The organism is Halorussus sp. AFM4 (assembly GCF_051194995.1).
Lineage (GTDB): Archaea > Halobacteriota > Halobacteria > Halobacteriales > Haladaptataceae > Halorussus.
On sequence record NZ_JBNTJT010000003.1, the window covers coordinates 807016 to 818951 of the forward strand.

The window sequence follows — 11936 nt, forward strand, 5'->3', positions numbered from 1 at the left end:
CGGGACCGAACTGCGCCGCCGGAACCGAACTACGCCGTGGAGACCGAACCGCGCTGTGGGACCGAACTACGCCGTTCCCACCGGGACGTCCCGGTGGTCGGCCGCGAGGAACGCGACGCCGTAGGTCCGGAGCCAGTCGAGCACCTCCCGGACCGCCTCGGGGTCGGCGACCCGGTAGGGGGCGTCGGTGTTCGGGTCGTCGCCGACCTTGATCCCGAAGCCCCGCTCGCGGTCGCCGAGGACGCCGAACGCGGCCTCGTCGGTGGTGTCGTCGCCGACGTACACCGGGAACCACCGCTCGCCGTCGGGGACGAGGACGTCGTAGAGCTCCCGGAGCGCCTCGCCCTTGTCCCACTCGACCGCGGGCCGGAGCTCCAGCACGTCCTTGCCGGTGGTCAGGTGAACGTCGTCGCGCTCGCCGACGAGTTCCTCGACCGCCTCCACGACCCGGGCCACCTCGTCGTCGGCCACGAGCCGGTGGTGGACGGTCGCGGTCACGCCCTTGTTCTCGACGATGACGCCCTCGACGTCGGCGAGCCGGTCGGTCAGTTCGTCGGCGATGGCCGCGATGTCGTCCTCGGCGTCGCTGGCTGTCGGGTGGACGGTGTACTCGTCGGCGTGGATCTCCAGGCCGTGGTTGCCGGCGTAGGAGGCTTCGGGAACGTCGACCCGGTCGCGCACGTCGGCCAGCTCCCGGCCGCTGACGACCGCGACCTCGACGTCCGGCTCGTCGGCCAGCGCGGCGACCGCCTCCCGGGTCGCGTCCGGGATCGTCGCCTCGTCGGGCCGGTCCTCGATGGCGGCCAGGGTGCCGTCGAAGTCGAGCGCGACCAACAGGCCGTCGTGGTCGACCAGCCCCTCGACCACGGCGTAGAGGTGCTCGCGGAGCGGGTCCGGGAGGTCGAGGTCGGGGTCGCCGCCCGACTCGGCGTCGGGGGCCGGATCGCCGCCCGCCCCGGCGTCGGCGCCGGCCGGATCCGGGTCGGTCGCGGCGCCGGTGCTGTCGTCCGGGTCGGTGCTGTCGTCCGAGTCGGTCGCGCCGTCGCGGTCGTGGTCTGTGGAGTCGGCCATCGGTGGATGTGTGAGCGAATCGGTCGCGGGTCAGTCGTCGGTCGGGCTCGGCCGGCTCCGCTGGAGCGACCGCCGGCCGCGGTCGACGGCGGCGGCGGTCTCGAACGTGGATTCGAGCCACTCGTAGACGTCCTCGGCGTGGACCTCGCGCTGGAGGTCGGCGACGCGCCGGCGGCGCTCGGCACGGGACAGCGACAGCGCCTCGCCGACGGCGTCGGCGAAGCCCGCGGTGTCGTGGGGGTGGACGAGGACCGCCTCGTCGCCCAGCTGCTCGGTCGCCCCCGCGAGCTCGCTCAGCACGAGGACGCCGGGGTCGCGGGTCTGGGCCGCGACGAACTCCTTGGCGACCAGGTTCATCCCGTCCCGGACCGGCGTCACCAGCCCCAGGTCGGCCTCCCGGTAGAGCGCCGCGATGCCGGCCTCGGGCAGGTGGTCGGTGGTGTAGATCACCGGGGTCCAGTCGTCGGTGCCGAACCGGTCGTTGACGCGGTCGACCGCGGCGGCCACCCGGTCCTGGAGCGCGTCGTAGGCCGGGATGCCCGACCGGCTCTCGGTGCCCTTCTGGACGTAGGTGAGCTCGCCGCGCCACTCGGGGTTTTCGGTCCAGAAGCGCTCGAGCGCCGCCAGCCGCTCCTCGATGCCCTTGGTGTAGTCGAGGCGCTCGACGCCCACCGCGAGCGCGTCGCTCGGGTCGATGCCGCGGGTCTCGCGGAACTGCGCCCACCACTCGTCGGCGGCGTCGGACTCGGCCAGGTCGGCCTGCCGGGCGGCGTCGACCCCCAGCGGGAACGACCGGACGAACGTCCGGTGGCCGCGGTACGAGACGCTCCCGCTGGCGCGGTCGACCCGGGCGTCGGTCTCGGCCTCGACGCAGTCGAGGAAGTTCCGGCAGTAGTCGTCGGTGTGAAAGCCCACGAGGTCGTTGGCGAGCAGGCCGTCGAGCAGCGCCTCGGCCTGCGGGCAGGTCCGGAACACGTCCCGGGAGGGCCACGGGATGTGCCAGAAGTGCATGAGGAACGCCTCGGGCCGGTCCTCGCGGACCCACCGCGGGGCCAGCGACAGGTGATAGTCCTGAAACCAGACCACGGGGTCAGCGTCCGCGGCCGACAGCACCGCCTCGGCGAAGTCGGCGTTGGTCTCGCGGTAGGCCCGCCAGAACGACTCGCGGGCGTCCATCTTGGCGGTGTCGAGGTGGCAGAGCGGCCAGAGCACCCGGTTGCTGTACCCCCGGTAGTAGCGCTCGACCTGCTCGTCGGTCAGCCAGACCCGCCGGAGGTCGTAGGCGGGGTCCTCGGGCGGGACGGCCACGGCGTCGTCCGGGCCGACGACCTCGCGGTCGGCGTCGCCGTCGCCCCAGGCCACCCACGTCCCCTCGACGGCCTGCATGACCGGATCGAGCGACGCGGTGAGGCCCCCGGCCGGTCGGTCGACGGTGACGGAGCCGTCCGCGGTTCCGGCGCTCGCGGCCCCGTTCTCGTCGGCGTCGGCGTAGTTGTGGCTGTACGGCTGACGGTTCGATACGACGACGAGTTCGCGATCGTCACACAGCGACGCGACGGTCTCGGCGGCCGATTCGGCTGTCGCCCCTGTCTCGTTTGCGGTCATCCTGAAAGTGTCTCTCCTGTCTCCCTCGGCGGACTCGCACGTCCGCCGTCGGCGAAGTCTGCTGTTCGAAGAATGCCGATACCTCCTGATAATGTAGTCGGCCGTTCAGGTTCGTTCACGACAGTTCCGCCAGCGGAACGATCGCCTACGTTCCGACCGTCCCGAGCCGACGCGATTCAGGGCGCGTTTGCGTCGGGGTAAGCACCGATTACCGTTGATTTCGTGTCGCGCAGGGAGAATTGTCCCGCCCGGGCCGCCGGTCAGAACGGGACGCGGTCGGGACCGGCGCGAACGCGTTCCCGTCGGCGTCGGTGAGCCTGCACTGGAAGCGGGGCCGCGGCCGGCGAGGCGGTCCCCGCGCGGTGGGAAACGTCTCTCCCGCTGTCCTGTCCGATGTTCGATACGGTGGGCGAGGTTCGACACGGTGGCCGAGGCGAGACCGCGGTACGCGAGCGAGACGTGACTGCGGTACGGGGCAACGATTAACACCCGCGCGGTCGTTCCGGAGGTATGGACGTCGCTGTCGTCGGAGGCGGCATCGTCGGCCTCGCCAGCGCCTACTACCTGGCCGAGCGCGGGGCCGACGCCACGGTCTACGAGAAGGGGTCGCTCGGCAGCGGCAGCACCGAGCGGTCGGTCGGCGGCATCCGAACCCAGTTCTCCACGCCCGTCAACGTCGACCTCTCGCTGGCGAGCATGGACGTCTGGGAGTCGTTCGAGGCGGAGTTCGACACCGACATCGCCTACCGGCGGCCGGGCTACCTCTTCGCGGCCCGCGAGGAGACGACCGCCCGCGCGTTCGAGGAGCAGGTCGCCATGCAGAACGACCGGGGCGTCCCGAGCGTCCTGCTCGACCCGGAGGAGGCGACCGACCACTGCCCGGGCCTCCGGGCCGAGGCGTTCGTCGCCGCGACCTACTCGCCGACCGACGGCTTCGCCGACCCGCACCTCGCGCTCCAGGGATTCGCCGCGGCCGCCCGCGAGGCCGGCGCCGAGATCCTGACGAAGACCGGCGTGACCGAGATACATCGGGAGCGGAGTGGGACGCGGAGCGACGACGCCGTGACCGGCGTGACGGCCGGGGGCGAGCGATGGGACGTCGACTTCGTAGTCAACGCCGCGGGCCCGTGGGCGCGCCGGGTCGCCGCGATGGCCGACATCGAGATCCCGGTCGCGCCCAAGCGCCGCCAGATCGTCGTCGTCGACCCCGAGACGCCGGTCCCCGAGGACGTGCCCCTGACCGTCGACCTCGACACCGGGTCGCACTTCAGACCCGAGCGAGAGGGCGCGGCGCTCGTCGGCGGGCACTTCGACACCGGTGACGAGGCGGGGACCGCGGCCGGGTCGGAAGCGGACGACCCCGAACAGGACCCCGACGGCTTCGACCGCAAGATAGACCTCGACTGGGCCGCCGAGGCCGTCGAGCGCGCCGGCGACTGCGCGACCTACTTCGGCCCGGACTCGGAAATTCGCCGGGGTTGGGCCGGCCTCTACGCCGTCACGCCCGACCACCACCCCATCATCGAGGAGACGGTGCCGGGGTTCGTCCAGGCGGTCGGCTTCTCCGGCCACGGCTTCCAGCACGCGCCCGCCACCGGCCGGATCGTCGCCGAACTCGTGCTCGACGGCGAGGCGTCGCTGGTCGACGTCTCGCCCCTGGGGAGCGACCGGTTCGAGTCGGGGGATCTGATCGAGGAACGGAACGTCGCCTGAGATCGGGAAGGAAACGCCGAGAGTCGGTCCCCAGTCCGGGGGAGTGTCAGTCCTTCGTCGCCGCGACGTACAGGTCGTAGAGCTCCGAGACGACGAGCAGCGCGCCGGGCACCACGACCAGCAGGAGGAGCCCGAGCGACGACTGGGCGAACGAGACGACGCGACCGATGTACGGGATGTGGAACAGCACCCGGCCCTCCACGTTCGACGCCGGGACGAGCGCCCGGTCGGCCTCCTCGTTGGCGTCGCCCTTCGTCCGGAAGTGGCGCTCGCCGTCCTGACTGGTCACCCCCACGACCCGGTGGGTCACGCGGTTCACGTCGGCGAGCTGGTGGCCCGCCGGCGGCTGGAAGGTGATGACGTCACCTTCCTCGATGTCGCCGGCCGGGACGTCGTTCACGACGACCACGTCACCGGCGTGGATGGCCGGCGACATGCTGCTGGAGAGCACCACGTAGCTCGCGTCGGCACCCACGACCTGCGGCACTGCCGTGACGACGAAGGGGGCGACGAGGGCGATCAGGACGACGAGCCCGAGCGCTCGGAGTGCTTTCCGGGTGTTCATCGACGATGCGCCAAATGTGTCTCGGATGGTTTCTCGGTTCATGTGGCAGTCGTAGTATTGGAGGTCGTCGAAGAGTTGGACGATGTCGTCTGTTGCGTCGAAGTCGTCGTGTCTTCGGTCGTGGTTGCGGTGGTCGCTTCCGTCGTGGTTTCCTCGGTCGTGGTAGTGGTCTGCGTCGTGTCTTCGGTCGTGGTTGTCGTGGCTGTCGTGTCCTGGGTCGTGGTCGTTTCTATCGGGGTCTCGGTCGTCGCGGCCGTCGGCCGCTCGGTCGTCGTGGCCGTCCCCTCCGTAGTAGACGCCCGGGTCGAGGTTCCCCCGGGCGTCCTGGTCGTGGTACGCTCGGTCTCGTTTCCGGTCACCGTCGGTTCCGAGGCGGTCGTGGTCTCGTTCGCGGTCGGTGTCGTCGGACCGCCCTGCACTTCGAGCCGACCCGAACAGTCGTCCACGTTCAGCGTCAGTTCCGCTCGCCCGTTGACCGTCCAGTCTTTGCCGTTTCCGGTTCGAGCCGTGAGCGTGTACTCACCCCCGGAAAGCGACCGAAGGGTCCTCTCTCCACCCGGGGTGACAACGACGGTCCTCTCGTATCCGTTCGGCCCTTCGATACGCACGTGGGCGGCCGGCTTTGCCTCGTTCTCGAGCGATAGCTGCTCGCAGTTGGTGTTGGCTACGTCCACGTTTCTCCCGGATACGGTCGTGCCGAAGTCCGTACCGGCGCTTATGGAGACCGAACCACCCTCCCGGTCGGACAACAGCCCGTAGGTGTACGCGCCGCTCGCGAAGGCAGCGACGACGATCACGGCTCCCGCCAGGGCTGCGACCCGGGAGAGTGACTGGTAGTCCTTCATTACGCTTCCCCCTTGCCCGTAACTCTAAGCGGATCGGTAATATCAGTTTTCCCGCTGTTCGTGCGTTCCCCCGAACGCTCGTCCGATGGCGGACGCATGCTCAGAGAGGCGTCGTCATCGTCGACGAGCGCGACGTTCAGGTCGAAGGTCGCGGAGTCGCTCTGGATCTCGTTGCCGACCGACGCGTCGACGCGCCACTCCGCGACGAAGCGGAGCGTCTCGTTGGTGGCGAGCGAGGTGTCCGGCGCCAGATGCTGGTCGGACAAACCGGCGAGCGAGACGTAGGAGGACTCGCCGCCGGCAAGATACTCGACGGTCTCGCCGTCCTCGTCGACGATCTTCATCCTGACGTCCAGGGCTTCGGCGAGTTCGCCCGCCGACGGCGAGTCGTCGACCCCGCGCTCGGGTTCGGTGAATCCGTTCTCCTCGTCGGCGACGTCCTCCACGGTCACCCGGAGGACGCCGCCGTCCTCGCCGGTGTTCGTGACCGAGACCCGTCCGTCGTTCGAGCCGCCGGGGACGGCGTTCGTCACCTGGAGGACGGTCGGATTCTCGCCGTCTCCGGCGAGCCGTAGCGACGGATGACCGTCGCCCGATGGACGGCCGTCGTCGGTGGTCGTGGTGTCGGAGTCACCGCCGGAATCGCCACCGGAGTCACCGCCGGAACCGTCGTCGGAGTCGCCGAACGCCAGGAAGCCGCCGGACTGCTCGTTCGTCACGTTGAACGCGTACTGGTCGGTGGTCGAGGTCCGGTCGAGTTCGGTCCCGTTCGGCCCGAACAGCACCGCGGTCGCGGAGACGTACCCGCGCCGGATCGTCGTCGCGCCGTCCTCGTCGACGGCGAACTCGCCGGCGCGCTTCCCGGCGGCGTAGACCAGTTTCGACCCGCCGAGGGCGTCCTCGACGGCCAGCGTCGTCCCGTTCGGCGCGACGGTAACCCGGCGGGACTCGCGCCACTCGGAGTCGGGCGTCCAGGTCTGGACGACGAGGGTGACGCTGGTGGCGTTCGAGCCGGCGGCCCACTCGAGGGTTCCGGTGAGGTTCCCGACGACGCGCTCGACCGACCCGTCCTCGGTGCTGACCGCGGGCGGGTCCGACGCCGATAGAGCCAAGGTCGCGTTCGGTGTTGCGGGCGTGGTGGTCGTCTCGGTAGGAGTCGTTCGGGTCGTCGCGGTCGGACCGTCGTCATCGTCGGCGGTATCGCCGTCGCTCGGAGCAGTCGCCGTCGACTGCTCGGTAGTCGTCGGCGCCGCGGTCCGCTGCGGGGTGACCGTCGGGTCCGGAGGGGTCGGCGTGGTCGCGGGGGCAGTGGGCGTCGAGTCGGGGACGTCGTCGGTGGTGAGCGTTCCGACGAGACCGAACCCGGCCCCGGCGACGACGGTGCCAGTGATGAGGGCCAGGAGGACTGTCTGACGGACGCCCATCTTGGTCAGGCGAGCAGTGAGCTTGCGAATCACGGCGACCACCGTGTGGGTGCAGGGCGGCTAGCCGATTTCAGTAATTCAAGTAATGGGTGCTCTGGAGTATCGAAACTAGTCATATTAAAATTAATACTATCTGGGGAGTAAGTAGCCACTACAAACGGGGGCGTCGGCGCGAAGTGGCCTGCGTGTCTTGACATCGATTTTAGCGGTGTGGAGCTTAGGGACTGCATTTCACCACCGAATCGGAGGTGGTTCTGGATCTACCGGTTGGTCCCTTGGTTCAGCGCGAACGCCAACTGGAGTTCGACCTGATCGCTCTGAATCTCGTTCCCGGCGTCCAGAACCTCGTAGTCGGCGTACACCCTGGCATACTCGCCCGCGTTCAGCGAGATACCTTCGCGGAGGAGCCCGGCAGTCAGGTCGGAGACGAGCTTCCGGTTCTCGGCCGTTCCGATGACGTACTCCTTTCGGGGTTCCGAGGTCCCGTTCTCGAATTGGAGGTACACGCTGAGTCGGAGATTCTCGTCGAGTTCGCCGCCCGACTCCTCGGCCTCTGACTCGCCTTCCGGCTCTGTGACGCTGTTTTCGCGACTTTCGACGGTGTCAAGGACGACGTCCAGTGTCCCGTCTATCGTCCCGGCGTTGTTAATCGACGCACCTCGCGCCGTACCGGACTCGCCGGGCTTGACCGGTGAAATCTGTAACACCGTCGTGCTGAATCCGGGTCCGACTTCCAGATCTAGCGTACCCGCCGCAAAGGTGTTGTTTCCGCTCGTCTCCGAGTCCTGGAATAGTGCCATCGTGCCCGCACCCGCGGCTGCCGACGCGGTGCCTATCGTCGCGAGCCCGCCGAGCACCCGACGTCGGGTGAGGTCGGCGGTGCCGTCAGTTTCGTCGGACACGTGGGGTCACCTTGTTACTGGCTGTCCTTCTGGTTGAGTTCCGCGTCGATGTTGAAGGAGACCTTGTCCTTCTGCACCGCGTTACCGACGTTCGGGGACAGTTCGTACTCCACGATGACGTACTTCGTACTGTCCTTGGGAAGGCTAACGTTAGGCTCGGCGTCGACCATCGGAAGCCGGTTGACCTTCCCGGCACTCACGAACGTATCGCCGCTGCTCTTCTGCGAGTCGCTACTGACGGAGACGGAGAGGTCAAGCATGTCGGCGAGCGTCCGGAGCTGACCGCGCTGAATCTCGACCATCTTGGTCGCGTGACCGTCGAAAGCGCTCGTCCCGGCGATCGCCGGGTAGTTGTAGCCGTAGCCGGGAATGAGCGGGATGGAGAGGTTCGACCCGGACGTCGAGGGGTTGTACGCGGCGAGGTTCGCCTGACCGGTGATTGCGAAAGGATTGGCGAGGTCGGCTGCCGGAACCTCGACGACGAAGCGCTTGTTCCCGTTTTCGAGACGGACATCGTAACCCGAGGGGATGCTCTGATTCCGATTTCGCGAACCAGACGGAAGCGCACTTCCGTCGTCGTACACTGCCTCGAACGAATCGTCACCATCGTGATCCCGGACGGCCAGCTGGAAGTCTTCAACTCCGTCGTTATCGGCGTCGAAGGCGAACGTAATCGAGTCGTCGTACTGACCGCTCGGGTCAAGCGCGTACGGCAGGTCCGCCGTGATGACCACGGGATCAGAACCCAGGTCAATTTCAACGGCCGCGATACCACCGAGCTCGGACTGCAGCGACAACTCATTACCGTCGTTGTCGTACCCGTAGTACGTTGTGAAGTTCCGCTCCGGGGAACGACTCTGTTCCGGCTCAGGGTCACGGTCAGTCGGCGTCACGTCGGAGACGTTGACGTCGAGCGAACCGCCGAGACTCCCTGCGTTGTTGACTTGAATCGCAGTGCGGCCGGAGTCGCCCGGTGCGATGTTGGAGACGTTCAAGGTGGAGCTGTTACTTCCCCCCACCGTGAGATCAAGCGTCCCAGCCTGAATGGTGTTGTCGGTACTCTGCTCGCTGTCACTGAACAGTGCCATCGTCCCCGCGCCCGTGGCTGCGGACGCAGCGCCGACGGTCACGAGTCCACCCAGTACCTTGCGCCGCGACAGGTCGAATCCGCTGTTGTCGTCTTCGGTCATAGTTGTTCCACGACGGTCGCCCGTCGTCACCCACACCTTATCCGGCATCCATTCCATATATTCAGATGTTGACGGGTAAGCAGGGTGACCCTGTAGCGACGTATACACTCCCTGATATCGAGTCAGGGAGTCTATACAGACCGTCAGTCACCGCCTGAATCAACGGACTGAACCAGTACGGTCCGAGATTGCGAAATCGTCATCTCGACCCGATCTTTCGTATGTAAACCTTATTTGATACGTAGGTTAGACTTATATGTCTGTAGAGACAGCCTATCGATATGTCATTGGGTGGCGAACAAACGCGTTCTCCGGATCAGTCCGATGCCGACGAGCCGTCGCGGGACGACATCTACGAGATCGTGAGCAACCAGCGTCGCCGTCACGTCGTCCACTACCTCAGGCAGCAGGACCGGCCGGTCGAACTCCGGGAGCTCTCCACCCACCTCGCGGCCTGGGAGAACGAGGAACCGCCCGCCGCGATCACCCACGACCAGCGCCGGCGCGTCTACACCGCGCTCCGGCAGAGCCACCTGCCGAAGATGGACGAGCTCGGCGTCGTCGACTTCGAAGCGGACCGCGGCGTCGTCAGGCCGACCGAGGGGATGGAGGACGTCGAGCTCTACCTCGACGTGGTGCCCGAGTCCGAGATCCCCCGGAGCGAGTACTACCTCGGACTCGGGGCGGTGTCGGCGGCCCTGCTGACCGTGGCATACGTCGACATCGTCCCGTTCGACGCGCTGCCGGACGCGGCGTGGGCGGGGCTGTGCGTCGCGGCGCTGGTCGTGTCGGGCGCGGTCGACACCTACTACGACCGGAAGCGCCGCCTCGGGGGCGAGGGACCGCCGCCGGGCGTCCCGGAGGTCCAGGGATCGGTCGAGGACCACTGACAGCGGGCGCGAGGGGACCATGACCGACGAGTTACCGCCGGACCACCACGAGTTACCGCCGGACCACCCGCTGTCGCTGGCGCGGGCGGCGACGACGCGCCGGGAGTTCGTCTGGCTCTGGATCGGGGCGACGACCGGCTACGGCGTGGGCGACGTGGTCACGACCGTTGCGCTTGTGCGGTACCACCCGGCCGTCGCGGAGGGGAACCCGCTGCTGGCCCGCCTGATGAGCGAGTTCGGACTGGCGGGGCTCGTCGGGGCGAAGCTGGCCGTGTTCGCCGCCTGCTTCGCGCTGAGTTTCTACGCCGTGCGCGTCTGGCGGGACCGCTTCGTCTACTACCTCGCGCCGCTCGTCCTGCTGCTGTTCGGCGTGTTCTTCACCGTCTACAACGTCCGGCTGATGCTCGGCTGATACGGCGAGACTGCCCGGCAAGGGTCGGCCTGGCGAGAGTCGAGGTCACTCGGAGGTCGGCCTGGCGAGAGACGAGGGCACTCGGGAGGTCTTCCGGGCGAGGGAGTGTCCTTTAAGCGGGGGTGGCGTGATATGACACTGTATGCCAACAGACGACACGACGCCCGGCGACTTCGAGGGCTTCGGCGGTCGGCACGTCCCCGAGCCCCTCGAGGAGCCGCTCGACCAGCTGGCCCAGGCGTTCGACGAGATCCACGACACCGACGCGTTCCGCGAGCGGTTCCGGAGCCACCTCCGGGACTTCGCGGGGCGGCCCACGCCGCTGTTCCACGCCGAGCGCCTCTCCGAGGAGTACGGCGCCCAGATCTACCTCAAGCGCGAGGACCTGCTCCACGGCGGCGCCCACAAGATCAACAACTGTCTCGGGCAGGCGCTGCTGGCCGAGGAGGCCGGCCGGACCCGGCTCATCGCCGAGACCGGCGCCGGCCAGCACGGGGTCGCCACCGCGATGGTCGGGGCGCTGCTCGGGCTCGACACCGAGATCTACATGGGGAAGAAGGACGTCGAGCGCCAGAAGATGAACGTCTTCCGGATGCGGCTCATGGGTGCGGAGGTCAACGAGGTCACCCGGGGCGGATCGGGGCTGGCCGACGCGGTCGACGCCGCGCTGGAGGACTTCGCCGCCGACGTCGAGAACACCCACTACCTGGTGGGGTCGGCGGTCGGCCCCGACCCCTTCCCGCGGATGGTCCGGGAGTTCCAGTCGGTCATCGGCCGGGAGGCCCGCGACCAGATCCGCGAGCGGGCCGGACAGCTGCCGGACGCCGCGGTCGCCTGCGTCGGCGGCGGGTCGAACGCCATCGGGCTGTTCCACGCGTTCCGCGACGACGACGTCGACTTCTACGGCGCCGAGGGCGGCGGCGAGGGCGAGGGGTCGGGCAAGCACGCCGCGCCGCTCTCGGAGGGCGAGGACGGCGTCATGCACGGGATGAAGACCCGGACGCTCGACCAGGACACCGAGGTCCACTCGGTGTCGGCCGGCCTCGACTACCCGGCGGTCGGGCCCGAGCACGCCATGTTCCGGGCGGTCGGCCGGTGCGACTACCGGGCGGTCGAGGACGACGCCGCGCTCGACGCGTTCCGCGAGCTCTCGGAGCTGGAGGGCATCATCCCCGCGCTCGAGTCCAGCCACGCGGTCGCGCTGGCGAAGGAGGTCGCCGCGGGGATGGACGAGGACGACGTGATCCTCGTCAACCTGAGCGGTCGGGGCGACAAGGACATGGAGCAGGCCGCCCAGATGTTCGACCTCGGGGAGTAGC

Annotated in this window: 11 protein-coding genes; 4 read left to right on the forward strand and 7 right to left on the reverse strand. The window is 68.4% G+C overall.

Translation table 11 applies throughout. The annotated features are described in order from the left end of the window. Positions 1-66: 66 nt before the first annotated feature. Together otsB and ACQUQF_RS17210 are read right to left on the reverse strand one after the other, a co-directional pair. The gene (otsB, locus tag ACQUQF_RS17205; RefSeq protein ID WP_435180323.1) at positions 67-1071 is read right to left on the reverse strand and encodes a trehalose-phosphatase; all 1005 of its coding nucleotides are present in this window, start codon (positions 1069-1071) and stop codon (positions 67-69) included. 30 nt (positions 1072-1101) lie between these two features. Continuing rightward, on the reverse strand, positions 1102-2676 hold the full coding sequence (locus ACQUQF_RS17210; protein WP_435180324.1) for an alpha,alpha-trehalose-phosphate synthase (UDP-forming): 1575 nt from the start codon (positions 2674-2676) through the stop codon (positions 1102-1104). Between the two features lie 510 nt (positions 2677-3186). Between ACQUQF_RS17210 and ACQUQF_RS17215 the strand changes: the two genes are divergently transcribed. After that, complete coding sequence (locus ACQUQF_RS17215; protein WP_435180326.1) at positions 3187-4389, forward strand: NAD(P)/FAD-dependent oxidoreductase; 1203 nt, start codon at positions 3187-3189, stop codon at positions 4387-4389. A gap of 46 nt (positions 4390-4435) precedes the next feature. On the opposite strand, the gene ACQUQF_RS17220 is transcribed toward ACQUQF_RS17215, so the two are convergent. The 5 genes from ACQUQF_RS17220 to ACQUQF_RS17240 all read right to left on the reverse strand — a co-directional run bounded on the left by ACQUQF_RS17220 (position 4436) and on the right by ACQUQF_RS17240 (position 9315). Beyond that, on the reverse strand, positions 4436-4996 hold the full coding sequence (locus ACQUQF_RS17220; protein ID WP_435180327.1) for a signal peptidase I: 561 nt from the start codon (positions 4994-4996) through the stop codon (positions 4436-4438). Next, on the reverse strand, positions 4993-5799 hold the full coding sequence (locus tag ACQUQF_RS17225; RefSeq protein WP_435180328.1) for a hypothetical protein: 807 nt from the start codon (positions 5797-5799) through the stop codon (positions 4993-4995). Before ACQUQF_RS17225 ends, ACQUQF_RS17220 begins: the two co-directional genes overlap by 4 nt. Continuing rightward, positions 5799-7256 carry a hypothetical protein gene (locus ACQUQF_RS17230; protein WP_435180329.1) on the reverse strand — a complete coding sequence of 486 codons (1458 nt, stop codon included), beginning with the start codon at positions 7254-7256 and terminating at the stop codon, positions 5799-5801. The genes ACQUQF_RS17225 and ACQUQF_RS17230 overlap by 1 nt, the downstream gene beginning before the upstream one ends. Positions 7257-7483: 227 nt before the next feature. Further along, entirely contained in the window at positions 7484-8125 is a 642-nt protein-coding gene (locus ACQUQF_RS17235; RefSeq protein WP_435180331.1) for a TasA family protein, read from the reverse strand. A 14-nt stretch (positions 8126-8139) separates the two neighbouring features. Continuing rightward, entirely contained in the window at positions 8140-9315 is a 1176-nt protein-coding gene (locus ACQUQF_RS17240) for a TasA family protein (RefSeq protein ID WP_435180332.1), read from the reverse strand. Between the two features lie 281 nt (positions 9316-9596). Here ACQUQF_RS17240 and ACQUQF_RS17245 point away from each other — a divergent pair, with 281 nt between their 5' ends. The 3 genes from ACQUQF_RS17245 (at position 9597) to trpB (ending at position 11935) form a co-directional block, all read left to right on the forward strand. Beyond that, entirely contained in the window at positions 9597-10205 is a 609-nt protein-coding gene (locus ACQUQF_RS17245) for a DUF7344 domain-containing protein (protein ID WP_435180333.1), read from the forward strand. A gap of 19 nt (positions 10206-10224) precedes the next feature. Next, a complete protein-coding gene (locus ACQUQF_RS17250; protein ID WP_435180334.1) occupies positions 10225-10617 on the forward strand; it encodes a DUF5658 family protein in 393 nt (130 codons plus the stop codon). A 142-nt stretch (positions 10618-10759) separates the two neighbouring features. After that, positions 10760-11935 (forward strand): tryptophan synthase subunit beta, encoded by a 1176-nt coding sequence (gene trpB / locus ACQUQF_RS17255; RefSeq protein WP_435180335.1) that lies wholly within the window; start codon positions 10760-10762, stop codon positions 11933-11935. The last annotated feature ends 1 nt before the right edge of the window (position 11936 follow it).

Coding starts and splice junctions, on each gene's coding strand:
- otsB (WP_435180323.1), bottom strand. CDS start 1,071: ATGGCCGACTCCACAGACCACGACCGCGACGGCGCGACCGACTCGGAC.
- ACQUQF_RS17210 (WP_435180324.1), bottom strand. CDS start 2,676: ATGACCGCAAACGAGACAGGGGCGACAGCCGAATCGGCCGCCGAGACC.
- ACQUQF_RS17215 (WP_435180326.1), top strand. CDS start 3,187: ATGGACGTCGCTGTCGTCGGAGGCGGCATCGTCGGCCTCGCCAGCGCC.
- ACQUQF_RS17220 (WP_435180327.1), bottom strand. CDS start 4,996: ATGAACCGAGAAACCATCCGAGACACATTTGGCGCATCGTCGATGAAC.
- ACQUQF_RS17225 (WP_435180328.1), bottom strand. CDS start 5,799: ATGAAGGACTACCAGTCACTCTCCCGGGTCGCAGCCCTGGCGGGAGCC.
- ACQUQF_RS17240 (WP_435180332.1), bottom strand. CDS start 9,315: ATGACCGAAGACGACAACAGCGGATTCGACCTGTCGCGGCGCAAGGTA.
- ACQUQF_RS17245 (WP_435180333.1), top strand. CDS start 9,597: ATGTCATTGGGTGGCGAACAAACGCGTTCTCCGGATCAGTCCGATGCC.
- ACQUQF_RS17250 (WP_435180334.1), top strand. CDS start 10,225: ATGACCGACGAGTTACCGCCGGACCACCACGAGTTACCGCCGGACCAC.
- trpB (WP_435180335.1), top strand. CDS start 10,760: ATGCCAACAGACGACACGACGCCCGGCGACTTCGAGGGCTTCGGCGGT.